The organism is Ruegeria sp. D4, assembly GCF_056534475.1.
On the sequence record NZ_JBQFPJ010000002.1, the window covers coordinates 33,006 to 56,047 of the forward strand.

The following is a 23,042-nucleotide window of genomic DNA, read 5'->3' on the forward strand; positions in this document are numbered from 1 at the left end:
CGACCTGTCTACGGGTCAGAGCCCCAGCACATCCACCATGTCATACTGACCGGGCGCCTTGCCCTGCCCCCACAGCGCCGCCTTCAGCGCACCGCGTGCAAAGATGGCGCGGTCCGAGGCAAGATGGCGCAATACGATGCGTTCGCCGGGGGCTGCGAACAGCACGTCATGCTCGCCGACAACGTCCCCACCCCGAATGGCATGGAACCCAATGTCCCCTCGCTTGCGCGCGCCGGTGATGCCGTCGCGACCCCGGTCGGACACATCGGCCAGATTGACGCCCCGGCCCTCGGCAGCCGCCTCGCCCAGCATCAGCGCGGTGCCCGATGGTGCATCGACCTTGTGGTGATGATGGCCTTCGATGATCTCGATATCGAAATCCTCATCCAGCGCGGCGGCAACCTTTTTGGTCAGTTGTACCAGCAGGTTGACCCCCAGACTCATGTTACCGGCCCGCACGATTACGGCATGGCGCGCGGCCGGTTCCAGCGCCGCGATCTGTTCTTCGGTCATGCCGGTGGTGCCGATCACGTGCACGCAACGCGCTTGCGCGGCCAGGGCGGCAAATTCCAGCGTCGCCTCGGGTGCGGTGAAATCGATGACAGCCTGCGCCTGCGCGAAAGCCTCGAGCGGGTCATCGGTCACGGCTACGCCCAGCGCCTGCCCGCCCATCGCATTGCCGACATCCTGACCGATCCAGTCGTGGCCGTTACGCTCGACCACGCCGACCAGACGAACCTGATCACTGTCCGTGACGGTCCTGATCAGCATCTGCCCCATACGGCCCGAAGCCCCTGTGATGACGATCCCCGGAATATGGGTCATGGCGCTGGTCCTTTCGCGTTGCCTGCCGGATGGTCGGCTCAAAGCCTCCTACCCCGTTCGCGCCCGCTTGGCAAAGCCCCGCTTTGCGCTTAGATCGGGGTTTATGGCAAAGAACAAATTCCACGATGGCCCCGGCCCGTCCCAACGACAGCTGCGCGTCGGCGAGCTGATCCGCCGCACCCTGTCCGAGGTTCTGGCGCGCGGAGATGTCCACGACCCCGACCTGAATCGCATGTCGATCACCGTAGGCGAGGTGCGCACCTCGCCCGATCTGAAGATTGCCACTGCCTACGTGCTGCCGCTGGGCGGCAAAGGGCAGGAAGACGTGATCGCGCTGCTCGCCCGCAACAAGGGCGAGCTGCGGCGCATGGTCGGCAAGAAGGTCGGTCTGAAATTCTCGCCCGATCTGCGGTTCCGGCTGGACGACACGTTCGACCGGCTGGACGACACCCGCCGCATGTTCGATCAGGACGCGGTGCGCCGCGATCTGGACGAGTGATCCGCCCCGCCGTCTCGCTGATCGCGGCCTTCTGGGCCGCGCAAGCCTCTGCGGTGACCTGTGATAAGCTGACCCATGAGGGCAAGCGGTACACAGTCTGCGAGGTGGATGCCGCGAACGAAGATCTACGTCTGTTTCTGAACGATGAAAACGGCGAGCTGCTGGGGCATTTCTCTTCCGTCAATGATGCACTGAAACCGGGCGGCAAACGGCTTGCCTTCGCGATGAACGCGGGCATGTATCACGAAGACCGCTCACCTGTCGGTCACTATGTCGAAGACGGCCAGGAACAGATGCGCGTGATCGCCAACCCGGGCCCCGGCAATTTCGGTCTGTTGCCCAATGGCGTGTTCTGCATTCGCGAGGGTCGCGCCGACGTGTTCGAGACACTGGATTTCGTCGATCAGGTTCCCGACTGCCGTTTTGCCACACAATCCGGCCCGATGCTGGTCATCAACGGAGAGCTGCATCCGCGTTTCCTGCCCGATTCGACCTCGCTCTATGTGCGCAACGGGGTGGGCACCAGTGCCGACGGCACACGGGCGGTGTTCGCAATTTCGGATGATTACGTCACTTTCCACGAGTTCGGCGGCCTGTTCCGGGATCTGCTGGGTACGCCCAACGCGCTGTTCTTCGACGGCAATATCTCTCGGATGTATGACCGGGCGAACAAACGGTCCGATGTCGGGTTTTCGCTGGGGCCAATAGTCGGAGTGGTCGAGGATGCGCCTGCAAATTGACAGCAGTGAGGCGATCCGCTAACCCGCGCGCCTCAGCAATCTTCTAGGTGCAGTATGGGACGCAAACGCAAGGGCCGCGATATTTCCGGTTGGCTGGTGGTGGACAAGCCCGCGGGCATGACCTCGACCGCAGTGGTCAACAAGGTGCGTTGGGCGATGGATGCAAAAAAGGCGGGCCATGCGGGTACACTTGACCCTGAAGCGACCGGTGTTCTGGCCGTAGCTCTGGGCGAGGCGACCAAGACCGTTCCCTACATCACCGATGCTTTGAAAGCCTATACTTTCACCGTGCGTCTGGGTCAGGCCACCAACACCGACGATGCCGAAGGCGAGGTGATCGCTGAAAGCCCCGCGCGCCCCTCGGATGACGACATCAAACAGGCACTGGCCCCGTTTCTGGGTGACATCATGCAGGTGCCGCCCAAGTTCTCAGCCGTGAAGATCGACGGCCAGCGCGCCTACAAGCTGGCCCGCGACGGCGAGGATGTGAACCTGTCCGCCCGCCCGTTATGGGTCGAGGAACTGGTACTGGTCGACCGCCCCGATGAAGATCACGTCGTGCTGGAAATGACATGCGGCAAGGGCGGCTATGTCCGTTCGATCGCACGCGATCTGGGCGAGGCACTGGGCTGTCACGGCCACGTCAGAGAGCTGCGCCGCATCTGGTCCGGCCCGTTCGAGGCCGAAGACGGGCTGAGCATCGAACAGATCGATGAAATGGCCAAGACCGAGGCACTGGACGATTACCTGCACCCGCTGGAGACCGGCCTGTCCGACCTGCCCGAGCTGAAATGCACCCCCGAAGGTGCTACCCGCCTGCGCAATGGCAATCCGGGCATGGTTCTGGCATCGGACGTTGAATACGGCGATGAGGCCTGGGCCTCACTGAATGGCAAGGCTGTGGCCGTGGGTATCTACAAATCGGGCGAATTGCACCCCAGCCGGGTGTTCGTCGACAGCTGAGCGATGTTCCCCCAACTGGGTTTTGCCGCTACGGTCGGATTACCGATTGCAACGATGGGGGTTCACGTTGGAAAACGATGCGGTCTTCCAATACCTGAAGCTGTTTCTTGAAAACATCTCGATCTGGTCGCTGATCGCCCTGGGGCTGGTCATATGGATCATCCGCAAGCCCGAGCGCCTTAAGGCGATCCCTCGCTACATTTCGTCCGCAAAGCTTGGCGAGTTCGAAGTTCAGCTTCGTGAAGTCAAGCAAAAGCTCGACGAAACAGAGGCGCATGTCGCCGAGTTGGAAGAGGAAAACGCGCGTCTGAACACGTTGTATTCGGCCTTCGACATTCACGCGCCGGTGTCCGAACTGGAAGAAACCCGGCAGTCGCTGAAAGTTCTGGCGGGGAACCTGCCCGATACGGCGCCGATCCATGACGGGTTGAAACCCGGCGCGGACCCTGCAGATGTTTACGTGGCCGCCGAGATTTTGCGGACAAACAGGGACCTGACCTTCTATGACGTTTTGGTTGCCGTCATCGCCCGCATCGCGGCGCACCCAAAACTGGAAGGCCTGCGGTATCATACGGTCTGGACACTGGCTTCGGCGCTGCATCGGATGACACTGGCAGCCGTCAAGCACAGCGACGTACCCAAAGTCACCAAGGACCAGTTGGCTGCGGCCAGGGACGCGCTCACGCTTCTTCGTGACAATCCGCATGTGCAGCTTGATTGTCCCACGAATCCGAAACAGGGCATACGCGGGCCAGCGGGATATGCCTTGAACTGGGTCGACAAAGGTTTGGACAAATACACCGACCGCTGAGCTTGCGCTTGCGAAAGCCGGCGCAATTGGTCACTAACCCTCATGATCACCCGTTCCCACACCAAAGGCGACGCGCCCTCGACCGCCGTGTATTCCGATTGCGAGAACTATCGCTATAGCCTGACACGCATCTGGGATCCGACGGGGCGCAAGGCGCTGTTCGTCATGCTGAACCCATCGACCGCGACCGAGGTACAGAACGACCCAACGGTGGAACGGTGCGAACGTCGGGCGCGGGCATTGGGGTTCGGCGCATTTCAGGTGACCAACATCTTTGCCTGGCGCGACACCGACCCGCGCAAGATGCGAGCCGCCCCCGATCCGGTCGGACCCGAGAATGACGCGGCCATTCTGGACGGTGTCCAATGGGCCGACCAGGTCATCGCCGCCTGGGGCACCCACGGCGCACATCTTGAGCGTGGCCCTGCTGTTGAAAACCTGCTGCGCGGAACCGGCCAGCCCCTGTTTCATCTTGGGCTGACAAAAGACGGGCATCCCAAGCATCCCCTCTACATCGCCTACTCTCAGCAGCCCCAAGCGTGGTGACAAGAGGTTAACCACACCTTCAGGCTTGCTTTGACCAAACTTCTGAATCCATGGGATATTTCACCAGGCTTTCGGAGGATTTTCATGTTTCTGATCGGTTTGCTTGGACTGGCGGCCGTAGGCGGTGCCGCCTACGCGGTCAGCGATATCTTTTCGTCCGAAGATGAAGAATCAGATGACGACGTCGCACCGGATCAGCCGGATGACGCCGGACAGGGGGCATTTCTGGAAATCGACGACAATGTCGATGACCCGGCCCCTCCCGAGGTTGAAGACCTGCCCACCGGAACTGAAGAACCCGAGTTCGAGGGCACTGAAGTCCCCGAAACGGGCGATGACACCGAGACGCAACCAGATGCGGCCGGCGACGATCCGGCTGACGTTCAGGACAGCAATTTGATCATCGAAGGCAGCCATGAGGACGACATGTTGTTCGGGGGCACCGGCGATGACATCGTGTCCGGTGCAGAAGGCGATGACCTGATTCATGGCATGGATGGGGATGATCTTCTGAACGGCGATTGCGGGGATGACGAGCTTTACGGACATGGCGGTTCGGACGAGATGCACGGTGGGCAGGGTGACGACACGCTTATTGGTGGGCAAGGTGATGACATTCTGACCGGCGGGGAAGGCGATGATGTGCTGCAGGGCGGCTATGGCAATGACACGCTAAGCGGCGGGGCCGGTGAAGACGTCGTTTTCGGCGGCGATGGCGATGATCTTATTTCAGGCGACGATGGCGACGCGGAACAATCAGCAGACTTCCTGAACGGTGGCGCAGGGGAAGACACGATTCTGGCGGAAAGCGGCGATATCGTCACTGGCGGACAGGACGCGGATACATTTGTTCTGAGCCCCGAGGACGACGACGATCAGGTCACAGTGATGGATTTTCAGCCAGGGCAGGACAAGTTGCTGATTTCCTGGAATGACGCTGAAGAACCCGATATTCGTCTGGAAACCGACGCCGAAGACGAAAATCTGATCCGGGTGATGGTCAACGGGCAGGATGTGGCGCATCTGCTCGGTGCCCAAGGTATCACGGCAGATGATATCCAATTCATGACCGAAGCAGAACTGGAACAGCTGGGCCTTCCGGACTGAGCCAGGAGATTCCCTTTGCCATTTGCCGCAAATGCGCCTATACGCGCGCATCCGCATCGGAATCGGTGCGGTTTTCTCCATGGGCCTGCGCTGGACGACATCCCGGCCTGCGCCATTCACTCTAACCTTTCAAAGGAGACCCCGATGTCGATCACTGCCGCTGAAAAAACACGCGTCATGAAAGAATTCGCAACCAAAGAGGGCGACACCGGTTCGCCTGAAGTTCAGGTTGCCATCCTGACCTCGCGCATCAACACCCTGACCGAGCACTTCAAGACCCACAAGAAAGACAACCACGGTCGTCGTGGTCTGCTGAAGATGGTTGCTCAGCGCCGTAAGCTGCTGGACTACCTGAAAGGCAAGGAAGAAGCGCGTTACCAGGACCTGATTAAAAAGCTGGGCATCCGCCGCTAACCGCTTTTTGCATTTGTTTCAAACGCCCGCCATTTTGGCGGGCGTTTTTTGTTGTGGCCATCGAACCTCTTTTTTTAGAGCGGTCGACCCACGCATTTGACATTGCCAGGGGGTTGAGGTGTATCCACCTGCACAACTTAAGGTTATGTCAAAAGCCTGTTTAATGCTTCTAATTCTGAACTCATTCGTGCTGTCGCTCCGCGTCACACCCCGCATGATTTTCCCCATCCTTGCGATCAGCCTCGCCTCAATAGTTGTGTGGATGGTTCTGGATGTTTTCACCCTTGGGTTGGCCGGTCACGTCAGCGAGCCGATTACAAGCGCCTTCATCAGCCTGTTCGGGATACGCGCTGCTCTGGCATTGAAGGGGGAAACGCGGCGCACGGATTACAGGGCTTTGGTTCTGTAGTCGGTAATGTACGGATTGTTCTTTGCGGCGGCACTGTGGTGCCTGACCTTCATCGTGAACCTGTCCGCTACCTTGTTTGCCATCTGGCAGGCGGGTGAGCCTTTCTCTTGGAGCGCGCTGCAAAATGCTGCCGAAAGCACGCAGGTCTCGTTCGCGCTTATCGCAGTGGGCAGCAAGTGCCACAACCGCGCCGACGGCAGAGCCCGCGCAAGACATCCGCGCGCTGCGCAAATCGCGCGAACGGTCTTTCTAAACGCTTTCGGCACCCTTTCGCTATCGGCATCCGGTTTCCCTTCCCTTCGGGCCAAAACTCATGTATGCGCGCGGGTATCTGAGACGTTGTGCCCTGACCCCGGCACTCGAATGGAAGATAAAGTGGGGTCGGCGGCAATGGGGCCGCCATGCAAACGGGAGACCCGGAGGGCCGGGAGCGCTCCCTTCTAGGATACGCATATGTTTGATGTAACAAAGAAATCAATTCAGTGGGGCGAGGAGACGCTTACACTGGAAACCGGCAAGGTTGCCCGTCAGGCCGACGGCACCGTGATTGCCACGCTGGGTGAAACCAGCGTCATGGCCAACGTGACCTTTGCCAAGCAACAAAAGCCCGGTCAGGATTTTTTCCCGCTGACCGTGCACTACCAAGAGAAATACTATGCCGCCGGTAAGGTTCCGGGTGGTTTCTTCAAGCGCGAGGCGCGCCCGACCGAGAAAGAGACGCTGACCGCTCGTCTGATCGACCGTCCGATCCGCCCGCTGTTCGTTGACGGCTTCAAGAACGAAGTTCTGGTGATGTGCACCGTGCTGAGCCACGATCTGGTCAACGACCCCGACATCGTTGCGATGATCGCCGCCTCGGCTGCCCTGACCATCTCGGGCGCGCCGTTCATGGGCCCGATCGCTGGTGCCCGTGTTGGTTTCGTGGATGGCGAATACGTCCTGAACCCGACTGTGGACGACATGCAGGACCTGCGCCTGAACCCCGAACAGCGTCTGGATCTGGTTGTCGCCGGCACCAAGAACGCCGTGATGATGGTGGAGTCCGAAGCGTACGAGCTGTCCGAGGCCGAAATGCTGGGCGCCGTGAACTTTGCGCACGAGCAGATTCAGCCGGTTCTGGACCTGATCATCGATCTGGCCGAAGAAACCGCTAAAGAGCCGTTCGATTTCCAAGCGCCCGATTATTCGGACCTCTACGCCGCTGTTGCCGCAGCCGGTGAAGAGCAGATGCGCGCCGCCTTCGCGATCACAGACAAGCAGGAGCGCACCGCCGCTGTTGCCGCTGCCCGTGAAGCGATCAAGGAAGCGTTGACCGAGGAACAGCTGGAAGACGCGAACCTGGGTTCCGCGATGAAAAAGCTGGAAGCTGGCATCCTGCGCGGCGACGTCGTCAAAGGCGGCAAGCGCATCGACGGCCGTTCGACCACCGATGTCCGCGCCATCGAAGCCGAAACCTCGCTGCTGCCGCGTACGCATGGCTCCGCCCTGTTCACCCGTGGTGAAACGCAGGCGCTGGCCGTGACCACGCTGGGCACTGGTGACGATGAGCAGTTCATCGACGCGCTGCACGGCAACTTCAAATCGAACTTCCTGCTGCACTACAACTTCCCTCCGTATTCGGTTGGTGAAGTTGGCCGCGTTGGTTCGCCCGGCCGTCGTGAGATCGGCCACGGCAAGCTGGCATGGCGTGCGCTGCAGGCGGTTCTGCCTGCGCCGACCGACTTCCCCTACACCATCCGCGTGGTGTCGGAGATCACTGAATCCAACGGCTCGTCCTCGATGGCGTCTGTCTGCGGCGGTTCGCTGTCGATGATGGATGCAGGCGTTCCGCTGAAAGCACCGGTTGCCGGTGTGGCCATGGGCCTGATCCTGGAAGATGACGGTGAGTACGCTGTTCTGACCGACATTCTGGGTGACGAAGATCACCTGGGCGACATGGACTTCAAGGTTGCGGGTACCGCAAACGGCATCACCTCGCTGCAGATGGACATCAAGGTCGCAGGCATCACGCCGCAGATCATGGAAACTGCTCTGGCACAGGCCAAAGAAGGCCGGATGCACATTCTGGGCGAGATGGGCAAAGCCCTGTCCGAGACCAACGAATTCTCGGTCCACGCTCCGCGCATCGAGACCATGAACATCCCGACCGACAAGATCCGTGAAGTGATCGGCTCGGGCGGCAAGGTCATCCGAGAGATCGTCGAGGTTTCGGGTGCCAAGGTCGACATCAACGACGACGGCGTCATCAAGATCGCCTCGCCGGATGGTGAATCGATTAAGAAGGCCTATGACATGATCTATTCGATCGTGGCCGAGCCGGAAGAAGGTCAGGTCTATACCGGTAAAGTGGTCAAGATCGTCGACTTCGGTGCCTTCGTGAACTTCTTTGGCAAGCGCGACGGTCTGGTGCACGTGTCCCAGATCGAAAATCGCCGCCTGAACCATCCGTCGGATGTTTTGAAGGAAGGTCAGGAAGTGAAGGTCAAGCTGCTGGGCTTTGACGATCGTGGCAAGGTTCGCCTGTCGATGAAAGTCGTCGATCAGGAAACCGGTGAAGAGATCGTCCCCGAGAAGAAAGAAAAGAAAGAGGAAAGCGCAGAGTAATCTGCCCCTTTTTCAGAGATACAGAAGACCCCGGCTTCGGCCGGGGTCTTTTTTATGGGCTTTGGTTTTCAGGACAGGTATCCGGCGACTGAACGCTCTGGCTCAGCAGGTCGGCGATTTCATCGACCTCTGACCTGCGCCGGGTCCTGTGCGGGCGGTTCAGGACCAGTGAGAGGCCGCTCTCACATCTTTCGGGAAATAACGGGCAGAGCAATCCAGTGTGCAGCGCCTGCTCGATCAGGCAGGCATGGCCCATCAAGACCCCCGCCCCGGATTTGGCTTCCTCGACAGCCAGACTGTACAGGGAATAGCGCGGTCCTTTTTGCGGATCAGCCAGCGCCCGCCCGGATTTATCCGACCAAATCGCCCAATCGTCCTGCCATGTCTGATCGTGCAGCAATGGAAGGGTGCCCAGATCGCGACCCTTTGCGACGTCTTCGGCCAATGCCGGAGTGCAGACGGGAAAGATGATATCCCTGGCCAGGACCACCTGCTCGGCGCTGCCATCGGGGATGGCGAAGAATACGGACAGGTCGAAAAACTCGCGCGTCAGGTTGGGCGGTGATTCCAGCGCGGTGACCGAGAAATTGATATCAGGATAGCTTTTCCGAATCCGCCCAAGCCGGGCGGGCAGCCAAAGCTGCGCGACCGACGGCAGAGCGGCGATATGGATATCCGCATTGGGTTGCTGGTTCCTCAGGCTTTGCGTCGCGGATGCAAGCGCGTCAAAGGCCTCGGTAAATTCGCGGCTCAGACTGCGGGCAGCCGGGGTCAACTGTACGCCCTGCGCATTCCGGCGGAACAATGTCACCCCTGCCCAGCCCTCCAACGCCTTGATATGCTGGGAAATCGCACCGGGCGTGACGTTCAGTTCATCCGCAGCGGCGACAAAACTGCCGTGACGCGCCGCGGCCTCGAAGGCGCGCAGGGCGTTCATGGGTGGCCCCTTGGGGCGGCGTGGTGAAACGGGCAAATTCCTAGCCTTAGCTTTTCTACGCCAAGAAATAGCAAATCTGATTTGCGCTGTCATTCGAAGTGATCAATCTTGGCCGCAAATGGAGGACACAGATATGACAATCGAACAACGGGCCTGGGTTCCTGCGGCATGCGAGACACTGGTGCAGGACATCGCGGCCAGGACGGCACAGGCGTCCTCGGCAGATCTGCTGGGGCGGATTGACCAGCTTGTGGCACGAAACCGGGACATCCACGAGAAAGAGTGCTTCAACCTCAACCCTGCCACAAACGTGATGAACCCGAAGGCCGAGGTATTGCTGGCCTCGGGCATCGGCTCGCGCCCTTCGCTGGGCTATCCCGGCGACAAGTACGAGATGGGCCTGGAAGCCATTGAAGAGATCGAGGTGATCGCGGCCGAGCTGTGTGCTGAGATTTTCGATGCGAAATATGCCGAAATCCGTGTGCCTTCTGGGGCGATTGCGAATCTTTACGGCTTTATGGCCACCTGCAAACCGGGCGACACGATCATCGCACCACCCGCGTCAATCGGCGGGCATGTCACCCATCACCTGGCCGGCTGTGCCGGGCTGTTCGGCCTGCGAACCATCGAAGCGCCGGTAAATCCCGATGGCTACACCGTCGATCTGGACCAGCTGCGGCAGATCGCGCTGACGGAACGGCCTCGCCTGATCACGATTGGCGGCAGCCTGAACCTGTTTGAACATCCGGTCGCCGAAATCCGTGCCATTGCTGATGAAATCGACGCCAGGGTCATGTTCGATGCCGCGCATCAGTGCGGGATCATTGCCGGAAAGGCTTGGCGCAACCCGCTGGCCGAAGGCGCGCATTTCATGACCATGAGCACCTACAAAAGCCTGGGCGGACCTGCAGGGGGACTGATCGTCAGCAATGACGCCGAGATTGCGCAGGCGCTGGATCGCATCGCCTTTCCCGGCATGACGGCAAATTTCGACGCGGCCAAATCGGCGGCCCTGGCTGTGACGATGCTGGACTGGCGCGATTTTGGTGCCGAATACGCGGCGGCGATGATTGCGATGGCCAAAGCGCTGGCCGAAGCGTTGAATGCCAAAGGGGTTCCGGTTTTTGCGGGTGCCGGGGGCTTTACCGCCTCGCATCAGTTCGCCGTGCTGGCGGAGCCCTTTGGCGGCGGGCAAGCGGCCTCAAAAACACTGCGGCATGCGGGTTTCCTGGCCTGTGGCATCGGGTTGCCCGTTAACGCTGTCGCCGGCGATCTGAACGGCCTGCGCATCGGAACACCGGAACTGGTCCGGTGGGGCATGACTGCGGCCGACGCCGAACAGCTGGCCACGCAGATTGCAGACGGTTTGGCGAAAAAGGATATCGCAGAACAGGTTTCAGACTGGCGGCAAAGCTTTTCGACCCTGCATTTCATGCACTAAGACGATGCGGGCGCGTGAGCCGCAATCTCATGCGCCTGCGGTTGTTTTCCTCATACATTATAGCAGCTTGCACCATTTCCAATAGGGCCGATGCCACCGACGAAATTATTCACTCACGCCGTTCAAATCCACCGTGACCCGAGTTGATCGGGGACCGGCTTTCGTTTGTTCCGATCCGCCCCACATGTGCCGCGTGCATCTTACGGAACAAAGGACATGACCATGATCACCCGTTTCATCCTCGCCTCTGCCGCATTAGGCCTGGGCGTTTCCGCCGCCGGCGCGCAAAGCCTGACCGAGGGCGCTTATATTCAGGGCTTCGCCGGCTACAGCCAGTTGCAGGACAGCGATTTTTCGGGCTCGATCGGTGGCGCGACCCAGTCAGTTGATACCGATTTCGACGCGGGCTATGGGCTTGGCTTGGCAATCGGAACGGAAGTTCCGCAATGGTCCAACGACAGGATCGGAACCCGGATCGAGCTGGAATTGTCCTATCGCGAAAATGATGTGGACGGGGTGAACTTCTCTGGCAACGGACCGGCGACCGAGGGGAATATCTCGGGCGATGTCACTCAGACCTCGCTGTTTGCAAACATCCTGTTCGACATCAAACAAAGCGGACCGCTGACACCCTATTTCGGCTTTGGTCTGGGTGCGACCTATTCAGATCTGGACTTCGCCTATGGTCCGGGGGTTGAGCTGAACGACAGCGGCACCGATTTTGCCGCACAACTGATTGCCGGGGCGGCGTATGACATCAATGACAACACCGCCTTCATCGTCGATGCCCGCTATTCGCGCGCCTTTGATGTTTCGTCCGATCGTTTGGCGCCAAACGGCGCGCTGACCGGGTCGGTCGAGGACGATCTGGATACGTTCAGCATAAATCTCGGCCTGCGCTACAAGTTCTGACGCGGTACGGGAAAGTGTTTCCCTCCGGTTTCGCTTTCCCCGCGTGCCCTCGTGATCTATGCACGGGGGCATGCGATCCTTTGTCATTCATATGTCCTCAAGCACAGCGCGCCGCGCCAATGCCGATCAACTGTGCCAAGACCTTCCCAATGCCGAATTGTTCGAGGCCGTGAATGGTCGCGACCCGGACCAGATCGCGCATGTCAGACTGCATCCCGGCAACTTGCACCGACCCCACTATCCGTTTCCCCTGCGCCCCGCTGAAATCGGCGTCTTCGAAAGCCACAGGCGGATCTGGAAAAAGATGGTCGATGAACAGATCGATCTGGCCATCATCACCGAGGATGATCTGCGCATAGATCCCCCCCGCATGGCCCAAGCACTGGACATGCTGGACCCTCTTGCGACACCCGACCAATACATCCGCATCCCGGTGAAACAGCGCGAAGTGCCGGTGCAGACCCTGGCCGAACAGAACGGTTTGAAACTGATCCTGCCGAAGGTCATCGGACTGCAATGCGTGTGCCAGATGGTTGGCCGGCGCGCCGCAGAACGGTTGCTGGCCGCAACCAACGAAATCGACCGCCCCGTGGACACGTTTCAGCAGATGCACTGGCTGACCGGCCAGCCGATCCACGCCCTGCTGGGCAGCGGCAACCGTGAAGTGGCGCGGGAAATCGGCGGCTCCACCATTCAGACAAAACCACCGCTCAGCGACAAGCTGACCCGCGAATTCAAGCGCGCTGCTTACCGGGCGAAGCTACACCTGCACCCACAAAGACCACTGCCGTAATCAGATAGAAATTACCTTCGGGAGAAATCGCGCCCCGAGGGGCGCGATGGGGGGGCAGCCCCCCCTGGACCCAAGCAGCCGTTACGACGGCGCCTTGGTCTTGCGCAGATATGGGAAGATCGTCTCGAACTCGCCAAACTTCGCTTTGGCGTCTTCATTCGACACGGTGGGCGGGATAATCACATCCTCACCCGGAACCCAGTTTGCCGGGGTCGCTACGCCCTTCGCGCTCATCTGCAACCCGTCCAGCGCGCGCAGGATCTCGGCAAAGTTGCGGCCGACAGTCATCGGATAGGTCATGGACAGCTTCAGCTGCTTGTCCGGCCCGATGATAAAGACCGACCGCACCGTGGCGCTGTCGGCAGGTGTGCGGCCATCGGGCAGGTAGGCTTCGGCAGGCAGCATGTCAAAGGCCTTGGATACCGCCAGACCGTCGTCGGCGATAATCGGGAAACCGGGGTTGGCATTGCCATAGGCCTCGATGTCCTTTTTCCATTTCTTGTGATCTTCCACACCGTCGACGGACACGCCGATCACTTTGGTGTTACGCGCAGCCCATTCATCGTTCAGCTGCGCCACAGCCGAGAATTCGGTGGTGCAGACCGGGGTAAAATCCTTGGGGTGCGAAAACAGGATGGCCCAGCTGTCGCCGATCCAATCGTGGAACTGAACAGTGCCCTGATCCGTTTCTGCAGTGAAATTCGGGACGGTATCGTTGATGCGCAAACCCATGGGGCATCTCCTTTCCTGTGAAAAAACCGAGTCGGTTGCCGTAAACCTAAACACTTTCCGCAATTGTTAAACCATATGCAGGGCAAAGCAGTCAGCAATTCGCAGAAATAATTTGATCAAATTATCTCTTGCCCGTATTTGGCGGCAATGACAGAGTGACGCCGAGCCCGAAGCCGGGGCAACAGGATCAGGAGGACAGGCCATGATCGAGAAACGCAATTTCTACATCAACGGACAGTGGGTCGCACCGTCAGCGCCCCAGGATTTCAACGTCATCAACCCCTCGACCGAGGAACCATGCGCGGTGATTTCACTGGGCTCCCAGGCGGATACCGACGCTGCAGTTGCTGCTGCCAAGGCCGCTCTGCCGGGTTGGATGGCGACACCGGTGGCGCAGCGGATCGCAATGGTGGAAAAACTTGCAGATATCTACCAGACCCGCAGCGAAGATCTGGCGCAGGCAATGTCGCTTGAGATGGGTGCGCCCATCGACATGGCGCGCACCCAGCAATCGGGTGCAGGTATCTGGCACCTGAAGAACTTCATCCGGGCCGCCAAAGCCTTTGAGTTCGAGCGTCCGCTGGGCGACCACGCCCCAAATGACCGAATCATCTACGAGGCCGTCGGCGTGGCGGCCCTGATCACCCCGTGGAACTGGCCGATGAACCAGATCACGCTCAAGGTCGGTGCGGCGGCGATCGCAGGCTGCACCATGGTGCTGAAACCCTCGGAACAAAGCCCGCTGAACGCGATGATCTTTGCCGAGATGATGGACGAGGCAGGCTTTCCGCCCGGTGTGTTCAACCTCGTCAACGGTGATGGCGCCGGGGTCGGCTCGCAACTGTCTGCGCATCCGGATGTGGATATGGTCAGCTTCACCGGCTCGACCCGTGCTGGGACCGCAATTTCGAAAAGCGCGGCTGATACCTTGAAGAAAGTTCATCTGGAACTGGGCGGCAAGGGCGCCAATGTCGTCTTCGCCGACGCGGACGAAAAGGCGGTCAAGCGCGGCGTTCTGCACATGATGAACAACACGGGCCAAAGCTGCAACGCGCCCAGCCGAATGCTGGTGCAACGTCCGATTTATGATCAGGCGGTCGAAACGGCGGCCGAAGTGGCCGGTAAGGTCACTGTCGGCAGCGCTGCCGAAGAAGGTCGCCACATTGGCCCGGTCGTGAATGAGGTGCAGTGGACCAAGATTCAGGACCTGATCCAGAAAGGCATTGACGAAGGCGCACGCCTGGTCGCGGGCGGCACCGGTCGGCCTGAAGGTTTGAACAAGGGCTACTATGTGCGACCCACCGTGTTTGCCGATGCCAACAACCAGATGACCATCGCCCGCGAGGAGATCTTTGGCCCGGTCCTGACCATGATCCCCTTCGACACCGAGGAAGAGGCCATCGGGATCGCCAATGACACGCCCTACGGCCTGACGAATTATGTCCAGACACAGGACGGTGCACGTGCCAACCGGATGGCCCGCGCCCTGAGGTCCGGCATGGTTGAGATGAATGGCCAGTCCCGCAGTGCCGGCTCGCCCTTTGGCGGCATGAAGCAATCCGGCAATGGGCGCGAAGGCGGCGTCTGGGGGCTTGAGGACTTTCTGGAAGTCAAAGCCGTCGGCGGCTGGGCGGCAGAGTAACGCGCCACAACAAGTCAGATGCGCGGCACCTGAGGGTGCCTCGCTTACTGGGCGTCAGGCATCCGCCTGCGCGGCTTCGTATGCCAGCATCGCGCGTTTCACCGGCAACCCCCAATGATAGCCGCCCAACCCGCCGGATTTGCGCAGCGCGCGGTGGCAGGGGATCAGCCAGCTGACCGGGTTACGGCCCACGGCTGTTCCCACGGCGCGCACGGCTTGTGGCGAACCGACCCGCTGCGCAATCTCGGAATAGGTCGTGACCTGACCCGACGGGATGTGCATCAGCGCTTCCCACACCTTGATCTGCAGAGGTGAGCCAAGCAGGTGCAGCGGCGTCTCGGCGCGGCTGGGCCCGAAAGCGCCCTGCACCCATGATTGCAGCCGTTCGGAATTTTCCACAAACTCCGCATTCGGCCAGCGCGCGACCATGTCCTCCATCGCTGCTTCCCCGCCCGTCTCGGACGCAAACGCGATACCGCAGATGCCCTTTTCCGTTCCCATGACCAGAGCCGGGCCAAAGGGGCTTTCGAACCAGCCCCAGAAGATCGTCAGCCCTTCACCTTTGCGGGCATATTCGCCGGGGCTCATGGACTCCCATTTCAGGAACAGATCGTGCAGACGGCCACTGCCGGACAGGCCGACATTGTGCGCGGTTTCCAGCGTGGTGAACCGTTCCCTCAGCAGGGCCTTGGCGTGGCCCAGCGTCAGATATTGCTGGTAACGTTTCGGCGACACACCGGTCCAGCGCGAAAACAATCGCTGAAAATGCGCGGGGCTCATGTCCATCTGACGAGCAAGCTCTTCGAGGCTGAGCGCTTCGCCGCCCTGGTCGATCAGATCGATGGCCCGGCGCATGACGTTGTAGTGATAGCCGGTTTCTGGGTTCTGGACGTTCATGTTGCACCTCTTCGCTTGCACTAACATTACCGCGCTCAGACCAATGCCGCGACCCGGAACCTGCGCATATTCTTGTCAACTGAGTTGACGAATTGTTTTACACCCATCAAGATTGAGGGCATGGAACATTCGTTGGATCAGCTCTATCAGGCAGTTCAGGCCACCCGGCCCCTGCTGCGCAACATTACAGCCGCGGTTGAACGCGGCAGCAATCGCGAAGGCGTAACTGTTGGACAACGTGCGATCCTTGAGGGGTTATCCCTTTTCCCCGGAGCGACAGCCCCACAGTTGTGCACCGAGTTGCAGCTAAAACGGCAATACGTCGCGCGCATCCTGCAGGAAGTGATGAAGGCCGGTCTGGTCGACAGTCGCGCCAACCCCAAGCGCGCGCGTTCTTACTGCTATCGGCTGACACCTACCGGCCAAGACATCATCACTGCGATCAGAACAGATGAAATGTCAAAACTGGCCGGTTTTTCCACAGACTTCTCTCCCGAAGAGCTTGCGACTTACCATAAGGTGCAACTGGCGCTCACACGGTTTTTTGCCAATCTGACTGAGGAGGTATGAGATGTCGGTTCTTTGGATCATCGTCACTGGAAGTGTGATCGCGGTTCTCTATGTTCTCAATGAAATTCGCAGGATCGGCACGCCAACAACCGGACCGGCAATTGATCTGGCCGCTCGTCCTGAAACGGCGCTGGTGGTGATCGACATGCAGACTGATTTCACCTCAATACCCGGATGGGATGCAGCGGAGTTGGATGGTGCCATTTCGAACATCAGAGACTCCGTCAGGCAGGCCCGCGAAACCGGAATGCCCGTGATCGCCATTCGGCACATTTTCAAGGGCAGGCTGGCGAACCTTCTGAACGGCTGGTTCAATCAGGGGCGTGGCAATGAAGGGTCGGCCGGGATCGAGACCGATCCGCGCCTCGGGCTGGATGCGGACGCGGAATTTGTGAAATCCATAGGTGATGCCTTTTCCTCGAGTGCGTTTGAACAGTTTTTGGAAGACAATCGGATCGGAACACTGATCCTGACCGGCCTTGATCGTTGTCGTTGCGTCAACAAGACGGCGCAGGGGGCGCTGAACCGGGGATATCAGGTTCGCATCGATCCAACTGCTGTTCTGGCGGCCAATCCAGCAAACTGGGCGAAGGTCAAGGAGCGGCTGGAGTCAAATGGGGCGGAGCTTCGAGGGCTATAGGCGTGAAACTCTGATAGCAGCCCCGACACTCGGCCATCCGTATTGCCAATTTCCCGCCTTTTTAATTGCGGGCAGCGATCCGGCAGGGCATACCGTGCTGGATGGCTAAACAACTCGACTACCACACGATCCGAGAGATCTTCACACGCTTTCAACAAGCCGACCCGGAACCCAAAGGCGAGTTGGAACATGTGAATGTCTACACCCTGGTCGTGGCGGTGGCGCTTTCGGCGCAGGCAACCGATGCGGGTGTCAACAAGGCCACGCGCGCGCTGTTCAAGATCGCAGATACACCGCAGAAGATGCTGGAGCTGGGCGAAGAGGGTCTGACCGAACACATCAAGACCATCGGTTTGTTTCGTCAGAAAGCCAAGAACGTCATCAAGCTGAGCCGAATTCTGGTCGAGGAATATGGCGGCGAAGTTCCCAACTCCCGTGCCGCGCTGCAATCGCTGCCGGGGGTGGGGCGCAAGACGGCCAATGTGGTGCTGAACATGTGGTGGCGGCAACCGGCGCAGGCGGTGGACACCCATATCTTTCGCGTTGGCAACCGAACCGGGATCTGCCCCGGCAAGGACGTGGACGCCGTCGAACGTGCCATCGAGGACAACATTCCGGCCGATTTCCAGCTGCACGCGCATCACTGGCTGATCCTGCACGGCCGCTATCATTGCAAAGCGCGCAAACCTCTGTGCGGAACCTGCATTATCCGCGATCTCTGTCAATTCGAGGACAAGAACCTATGAAAACCTACCAGCTTGTCGGCATCGGAAATGCCGTCGTTGACGTGATTTCCCAAGCCGATGACAGCTTTCTTGAGCTGATGGGCATCGAAAAAGGCATCATGCAACTGATCGAACGCGAGCGCGGCGAGGTGCTGTACGCCGCGATGGGCAGCCGGGTCCAGACGCCAGGTGGCTCGGTGGCCAATACCATCGCCGGTGCCGGAGCGCTTGGGCTGGACGCTGCCTTCATCGGTCGGGTGCATGACGACGCGCTTGGCCGGTTCTATGCCAACGCGATGAACGAAGACGGTGTGGATTTCGTGAACGCACCGGTCCCGGGTGGTGAACTGCCGACCTCTCGCTCAATGATCTTTGTCTCGCCCGATGGTGAACGGTCGATGAACACCTATCTGGGGATTTCCTCGGAACTGTCGTCCAAGGATGTTCCAGCCGACGTGGCAGGCAACAGCCAGATCATGTTTCTTGAGGGTTATCTGTTCGACAAGGAAAAGGGCAAAGCCGCGTTCCTTGAGGCCGCGCGCAATTGCCACAAAGGCGGCGGCAAGGCAGGTATCGCCATTTCAGATCCCTTCTGCGTGGAACGCCACCGGGTGGACTTCCTTCTGCTGATCGAGAACGAGCTGGATTTCGTGATCGGCAACGAAGCCGAGATCAAGTCGCTGTTCGAAACTGACGACCTGGAAGAAGCGTTGGCCAAAACCGCCGAGATTTGCCGGCTGGTCGTATGCACCCGCTCGGGCGACGGTGTGACTATTCTGCACGAAGGACAGCGCATCGACGTTCCCGTTCAGAAGGTTGTACCGGTGGATGCGACCGGCGCGGGCGACCAGTTCGCTGCCGGGTTCCTGTTCGGTATGGCCACAGGCCGGGACTATGAGACATGCGCCCGGATCGGCAATATCTGCGCCCGTGAAGTCATCAGCCATATCGGACCCAGGCCCGAGGCGGATCTGGTCGCGCTGTTGTGGGAAGAAGGATTGCTCTGACCCCTGCATGGATGCGTTCCTGACCCGCCTGCCGGATCGGCTGGCGGGTTTTCTTTTTCAGGATCGGCGGATCGGGCGCGGGTTTTTCCGCGTAGCCTTGCGCCGACGTGTCCTGATCGCTTGGAAAAAACTGTTTAACAACAGAAGGCATTTCTTCTTATCATTCAGCCGAAGCCCTTCGCTGCTCCCGGCGTTCTGGCACTGTTTGAAAAGCGAAACTTAGTTTGGCACGTAAATCTGATAATTCCTTTCTGGGACCATTCTTTACCCGTTCCCGATCCGGATGTGCCCACAAGTCAGCGGCGTCCCGGGATTTGAATGTGAAGAACCTTTCGGTGGATTCAGCGCGTTGAGGCGGGGTCTGGTCGCACTTCTGGTGCTATGGGCCGCCGCAGCACACGCCGAACCGGACTGTGCCGAAAGCCCGGTGCGAAACGCGGTCGATCTGGTTGCCTTTGAAATCGGCGCGCTTGAATCGGACAAGGCATCGGACCTGTCTGCCAAAACACCCGGGACCGAAGTCACCGAGTCACGGCGACCGCAATTAAGGCCCTGCAAGTTCCGCAACATTGCCCTGGGACGCGAACGCATGCGCAATCGGGGTGCGGTGTGCAAAGACTGGACCATCCTGGGCGAAACGCTCAAGCAGATATCGGGGCCATACAGGGGGTGCAGGATCGCGAACCCGGTTCGTGTCCGAAAGATCTCGGATGTTGCGCTCAGTCAATTGGCGTTGATGGATTGCGAAACCGCAATCACGCTGAAGACCTGGATTGAAAACACGGCCAAACCGGCCTTCGCGGATCAGGGCGGTGGCCTGAAAGGAATGCGGCTTGCGGGCCACTACGCCTGTCGGACGCAGAACAACCGGCCCCGCGCGCGCCTGTCGGAACACGCCAGAGGCCGTGCCGTGGACATTTCTTCCTTTGTGCTCTGGGACGGCACCATCATCACGGTGGGCGACGGTTGGACAGATGAGGACAACAGCGACGTTTTGCGTGAACTGCACAAGGGTGCCTGTGGTCTGTTCGGAACAGTTCTCGGCCCAGATTCAGACCGGTTTCACAAAGGCCATTTTCATTTCGACACCGCCCGACGCGGCGGTGGGCCGTTGTGCCGGTAGGCGCAGGGCATGGTCATCACGCAGTCAAGTCGGCTGACGGACGCCTGACTTAGAAAAGGTGTTCTTCAAAGGCCTCCAACACCCTTTGGTAAACGTCCCGCTTGAACGGAACGATCTCGTCGACCAGGTGTGCGGGTTCCTGCCATTTCCAGCGGGTAAATTCCGGGTGTTCGGTCTGGATATCGATCTGATCGTCACGGCCTGTAAAGCGTAGCAGAAACCATTTCTGCTCCTGCCCGCGAAAGCGGCCCTTCCAGATTTTCGGAACGATGTCATGCGGCAGATCATAGGGCAGCCAGCCGTCGGTCTCGGCCACGATCTGAACCAGGTCCGCGGTCACGCCCGTCTCTTCCATCAGTTCGCGCAGGGCCGCATCGCGGGGGTCTTCGCCCTTGTCCACGCCACCTTGCGGCATTTGCCAGGCCTCGGCGTGGCGGTCGTTGCGCTGACCGACGAATATCCTGCCCTCGCCATTCATCAGCATCAGCCCGACGCAGGGACGATACGGCAGTCTGGCGATTTCTTCAGGTGTCATGTGCGGCCTCGTGAAAATGCTGTGCAGCGTCTGTAACAAGCGGCACGGCGAAGGCAAAGAGTATGACGTTAGGTTTCACGTGACAATGTTGACGCGAACGTCAATCTATCAGCCAAGTTTACGAGGGAGAGTTCCGCCATGACTGCGTACCCAAACATGCTGGCCCCGCTGGATCTGGGCTTTACCACGCTGAAAAACCGCGTGTTGATGGGGTCGATGCACTCGGGACTTGAGGAAACCGGCGACTGGAACCGGGTGGCCGAATTCTATGCCGACCGGGCGCGGGGCGGCGTCGCACTGATGGTGACGGGCGGAATTGGCCCGAACCTTGAGGGATCGGTGCTGCCCGGGGCGGCGATGATGACCAACGAGACAGAAGTGGCGAACCATTCCATCGTGACCCAGCGCGTGCACGACGCGGGCGGCAAGATCGCCATGCAGATCCTGCATGCGGGACGGTATGCCTATGGCCCGAAATGTGTGGCCCCCAGCCCGGTCAAATCCCCGATCTCGCCGTTTCCCCCGCATGAGCTGGATGAAGACGGCATCGAGAAGCAGATCAGCGACATCGTGACCGCCGCCGTTCTGGCGCAGAAAGCGGGCTATGACGGGGTCGAGATCATGGGGTCCGAGGGGTATTTCCTCAACCAGTTTCTTGTGACCCACACGAACAAGCGCACCGACCGCTGGGGCGGTTCCTACGAAAACCGGATGCGCCTGCCGATCGAGGTTGTGCGCCGCACGCGCGAGGCGGTGGGCACCAAATTCATCATCATCTATCGCCTGTCGATGATCGATCTGATCCCCAACGGCTCGACCCATGACGAAGTTGTGCAACTGGCGCAGGAGATCGAAAAGGCGGGGGCCACGATCCTGAATACCGGGATCGGCTGGCACGAAGCGCGAATTCCGACGATTGCCACCAGCGTCCCACGCGCAGCTTTTGCGTGGGTGACCAAGAAGCTGATGGGCAAGGTGTCGATCCCGGTGATCACCTCGAACCGGATCAACACACCCGAAGTGGCCGAAGAAGTTCTGTCGACCGGTTGCGCCGACATGGTATCCTTGGCGCGGCCAATGCTGGCGGATGCGGATTTTGTAAACAAAGCCATCGCTGGAGACGGCGCAAAGATCGCGCCCTGTATCGCCTGCAATCAGGCCTGTCTGGATCATACATTCAGCGGCAAGCTGACCACCTGCCTGGTCAACCCGCGCGCCTGCAATGAAACTGAGCTGGTGATTTCCCAGGCGGAGGCGCCAAAAACCGTTGCCATCGTTGGCGCAGGGCCTGCCGGACTGTCCACCGCGATGACCGCCGCCCAGCGTGGTCACGACGTGACGCTGTTCGACCGCGCCGCCGAAATCGGCGGCCAGCTGAACATGGCCAAGCAGGTTCCGGGGAAAGAAGAATTCTGGGGCCTCGTCGATTGGTACCGCACCATGATGAGCGATCTTGGCGTGAAGCTGGAACTGAACCGCGAGGTGAGGGCAGAGGACCTGACCGGATATGACGAAGTGGTGATTGCCACCGGCGTCACCCCGCGCGATCCGCAGATTCCGGGGCAGGATCGGGACAATGTCCTCAGCTATGTCGACGTATTGCGCAACAAGGCCAAGGTCGGGAAGTCCGTGGCCGTGATCGGCGCGGGCGGCATCGGGTTCGACGTGTCTGAGTATCTGGTCGAAGAGGGCCACAGCCCGACCACTGACCTGCCCGCTTGGATGAAGGAATGGGGTGTTACTGACCCGGCCAAGCACCGCTCGGGCCTTGCGCCGGAAGGGCCGCAACCCGAAGCGCCAAAACGTCAGGTCACGCTGCTGCAGCGCAAAAAACAGGCGCATGGCAAAGGTTTGGGCAAAACCACCGGCTGGATTCATCGCACGACACTGAAAATGAAGGACGTCAATTTCGTGGGCGGCGTGAACTATGAGCGTATCGATGATGAAGGCCTGCATGTCAGCTTTGGCGAAGAACGCGCCGACCCGACGGTGATTGCGGCGGACACGATCGTTCTGTGTTCCGGTCAGGTGTCCGAGCGCAGTCTGGCAGATGCGCTGATCGAACGCGGGATTACGCCACATGTCATCGGCGGCGCGGATGTTGCGGCCGAACTGGACGCCAAACGGGCAATCAATCAGGGCACGCGGCTGGCTGCGGCGTTCTAAGGAG

The 23,042-nt window shown here is 59.8% G+C and carries 25 protein-coding genes; 20 read left to right on the plus strand and 5 right to left on the minus strand.

The genetic code is table 11. From position 1 onward, the window contains the following. Nucleotides 1-15: 15 nt before the first annotated feature. Entirely contained in the window at nt 16-825 is an 810-nt protein-coding gene (dapB, locus tag ACR0MI_RS04120; protein ID WP_170613072.1) for a 4-hydroxy-tetrahydrodipicolinate reductase, read from the minus strand. Between the two features lie 103 nt (nt 826-928). Between dapB and rbfA the strand changes: the two genes are divergently transcribed. The 9 genes from rbfA (at nt 929) to pnp (ending at nt 8,918) form a co-directional block, all read left to right on the plus strand. Beyond that, entirely contained in the window at nt 929-1,324 is a 396-nt protein-coding gene (gene rbfA / locus ACR0MI_RS04125) for a 30S ribosome-binding factor RbfA (protein ID WP_170613070.1), read from the plus strand. Further along, a complete protein-coding gene (locus ACR0MI_RS04130) occupies nt 1,321-2,064 on the plus strand; it encodes a phosphodiester glycosidase family protein (protein ID WP_170613068.1) in 744 nt (247 codons plus the stop codon). The genes rbfA and ACR0MI_RS04130 overlap by 4 nt, the downstream gene beginning before the upstream one ends. A 54-nt stretch (nt 2,065-2,118) precedes the next feature. After that, complete coding sequence (gene truB, locus ACR0MI_RS04135; protein ID WP_170613066.1) at nt 2,119-3,027, plus strand: tRNA pseudouridine(55) synthase TruB; 909 nt, start codon at nt 2,119-2,121, stop codon at nt 3,025-3,027. A gap of 46 nt (nt 3,028-3,073) precedes the next feature. After that, on the plus strand, nt 3,074-3,838 hold the full coding sequence (locus ACR0MI_RS04140) for a DNA repair protein RecN (protein ID WP_170613064.1): 765 nt from the start codon (nt 3,074-3,076) through the stop codon (nt 3,836-3,838). Nucleotides 3,839-3,880: 42 nt separating this feature from the next. Continuing rightward, entirely contained in the window at nt 3,881-4,384 is a 504-nt protein-coding gene (locus ACR0MI_RS04145) for a DUF1643 domain-containing protein (protein ID WP_170613062.1), read from the plus strand. 84 nt (nt 4,385-4,468) lie between these two features. Continuing rightward, entirely contained in the window at nt 4,469-5,491 is a 1,023-nt protein-coding gene (locus tag ACR0MI_RS04150; RefSeq protein ID WP_170613060.1) for a calcium-binding protein, read from the plus strand. A gap of 144 nt (nt 5,492-5,635) precedes the next feature. Then, nucleotides 5,636-5,905, plus strand: a complete 270-nt coding sequence (gene rpsO, locus ACR0MI_RS04155) for a 30S ribosomal protein S15 (protein ID WP_170613058.1) — start codon at nt 5,636-5,638, stop codon at nt 5,903-5,905. A 163-nt stretch (nt 5,906-6,068) separates the two neighbouring features. Continuing rightward, nucleotides 6,069-6,314: a hypothetical protein gene (locus tag ACR0MI_RS04160; protein ID WP_170613056.1), complete on the plus strand. Its 246-nt coding sequence runs from the start codon at nt 6,069-6,071 to the stop codon at nt 6,312-6,314. A gap of 453 nt (nt 6,315-6,767) precedes the next feature. Continuing rightward, nucleotides 6,768-8,918, plus strand: a complete 2,151-nt coding sequence (pnp, locus tag ACR0MI_RS04165; protein ID WP_170613054.1) for a polyribonucleotide nucleotidyltransferase — start codon at nt 6,768-6,770, stop codon at nt 8,916-8,918. A gap of 52 nt (nt 8,919-8,970) precedes the next feature. Here the strand turns inward: pnp and ACR0MI_RS04170 are convergent, their stop codons facing one another. Continuing rightward, nucleotides 8,971-9,855 (minus strand): LysR family transcriptional regulator, encoded by an 885-nt coding sequence (locus tag ACR0MI_RS04170; protein WP_480441015.1) that lies wholly within the window; start codon nt 9,853-9,855, stop codon nt 8,971-8,973. Nucleotides 9,856-9,988: 133 nt separating this feature from the next. Here ACR0MI_RS04170 and ACR0MI_RS04175 point away from each other — a divergent pair, with 133 nt between their 5' ends. The 3 genes from ACR0MI_RS04175 to ACR0MI_RS04185 all read left to right on the plus strand — a co-directional run bounded on the left by ACR0MI_RS04175 (nt 9,989) and on the right by ACR0MI_RS04185 (nt 13,001). Next, nucleotides 9,989-11,296 (plus strand): aminotransferase class I/II-fold pyridoxal phosphate-dependent enzyme, encoded by a 1,308-nt coding sequence (locus tag ACR0MI_RS04175; RefSeq protein WP_170613050.1) that lies wholly within the window; start codon nt 9,989-9,991, stop codon nt 11,294-11,296. 216 nt (nt 11,297-11,512) lie between these two features. Next, the gene (locus tag ACR0MI_RS04180; protein ID WP_170816826.1) at nt 11,513-12,208 is read left to right on the plus strand and encodes an outer membrane beta-barrel protein; all 696 of its coding nucleotides are present in this window, start codon (nt 11,513-11,515) and stop codon (nt 12,206-12,208) included. A gap of 70 nt (nt 12,209-12,278) precedes the next feature. Beyond that, nucleotides 12,279-13,001: a glycosyltransferase family 25 protein gene (locus ACR0MI_RS04185; RefSeq protein ID WP_170613047.1), complete on the plus strand. Its 723-nt coding sequence runs from the start codon at nt 12,279-12,281 to the stop codon at nt 12,999-13,001. An 81-nt stretch (nt 13,002-13,082) separates the two neighbouring features. On the opposite strand, the gene ACR0MI_RS04190 is transcribed toward ACR0MI_RS04185, so the two are convergent. Next, a complete protein-coding gene (locus tag ACR0MI_RS04190; RefSeq protein ID WP_170613045.1) occupies nt 13,083-13,733 on the minus strand; it encodes a peroxiredoxin in 651 nt (216 codons plus the stop codon). Nucleotides 13,734-13,935: 202 nt separating this feature from the next. Here ACR0MI_RS04190 and ACR0MI_RS04195 point away from each other — a divergent pair, with 202 nt between their 5' ends. Next, a complete protein-coding gene (locus ACR0MI_RS04195; RefSeq protein WP_170619085.1) occupies nt 13,936-15,375 on the plus strand; it encodes an aldehyde dehydrogenase family protein in 1,440 nt (479 codons plus the stop codon). A gap of 54 nt (nt 15,376-15,429) precedes the next feature. On the opposite strand, the gene ACR0MI_RS04200 is transcribed toward ACR0MI_RS04195, so the two are convergent. Beyond that, complete coding sequence (locus ACR0MI_RS04200; RefSeq protein ID WP_170613041.1) at nt 15,430-16,272, minus strand: bifunctional helix-turn-helix domain-containing protein/methylated-DNA--[protein]-cysteine S-methyltransferase; 843 nt, start codon at nt 16,270-16,272, stop codon at nt 15,430-15,432. Nucleotides 16,273-16,392: 120 nt separating this feature from the next. On the opposite strand from ACR0MI_RS04200, the gene ACR0MI_RS04205 reads away from it, so the two are divergent. The 6 genes from ACR0MI_RS04205 (at nt 16,393) to ACR0MI_RS04230 (ending at nt 20,337) form a co-directional block, all read left to right on the plus strand. Further along, nucleotides 16,393-16,842, plus strand: coding sequence for a MarR family winged helix-turn-helix transcriptional regulator (locus ACR0MI_RS04205; protein ID WP_170613039.1), 450 nt, complete (start codon nt 16,393-16,395; stop codon nt 16,840-16,842). Nucleotide 16,843: 1 nt separating this feature from the next. Next, nucleotides 16,844-17,482 carry a cysteine hydrolase family protein gene (locus ACR0MI_RS04210; RefSeq protein WP_480853724.1) on the plus strand — a complete coding sequence of 213 codons (639 nt, stop codon included), beginning with the start codon at nt 16,844-16,846 and terminating at the stop codon, nt 17,480-17,482. Nucleotides 17,483-17,583: 101 nt separating this feature from the next. Next, nucleotides 17,584-18,228, plus strand: coding sequence for an endonuclease III (gene nth, locus ACR0MI_RS04215; protein ID WP_170613035.1), 645 nt, complete (start codon nt 17,584-17,586; stop codon nt 18,226-18,228). Then, nucleotides 18,225-19,214, plus strand: coding sequence for an adenosine kinase (locus ACR0MI_RS04220; protein ID WP_170613033.1), 990 nt, complete (start codon nt 18,225-18,227; stop codon nt 19,212-19,214). Before nth ends, ACR0MI_RS04220 begins: the two co-directional genes overlap by 4 nt. A 7-nt stretch (nt 19,215-19,221) precedes the next feature. Then, nucleotides 19,222-19,437: a hypothetical protein gene (locus ACR0MI_RS04225; protein ID WP_170613031.1), complete on the plus strand. Its 216-nt coding sequence runs from the start codon at nt 19,222-19,224 to the stop codon at nt 19,435-19,437. A gap of 126 nt (nt 19,438-19,563) precedes the next feature. Continuing rightward, nucleotides 19,564-20,337 carry an extensin-like domain-containing protein gene (locus ACR0MI_RS04230; protein ID WP_480441010.1) on the plus strand — a complete coding sequence of 258 codons (774 nt, stop codon included), beginning with the start codon at nt 19,564-19,566 and terminating at the stop codon, nt 20,335-20,337. A gap of 49 nt (nt 20,338-20,386) precedes the next feature. On the opposite strand, the gene ACR0MI_RS04235 is transcribed toward ACR0MI_RS04230, so the two are convergent. Then, nucleotides 20,387-20,872 carry an RNA pyrophosphohydrolase gene (locus tag ACR0MI_RS04235; protein ID WP_170613028.1) on the minus strand — a complete coding sequence of 162 codons (486 nt, stop codon included), beginning with the start codon at nt 20,870-20,872 and terminating at the stop codon, nt 20,387-20,389. A 138-nt stretch (nt 20,873-21,010) separates the two neighbouring features. Between ACR0MI_RS04235 and ACR0MI_RS04240 the strand changes: the two genes are divergently transcribed. After that, nucleotides 21,011-23,038, plus strand: a complete 2,028-nt coding sequence (locus ACR0MI_RS04240; RefSeq protein ID WP_170816827.1) for an NADPH-dependent 2,4-dienoyl-CoA reductase — start codon at nt 21,011-21,013, stop codon at nt 23,036-23,038. The last annotated feature ends 4 nt before the right edge of the window (nt 23,039-23,042 follow it).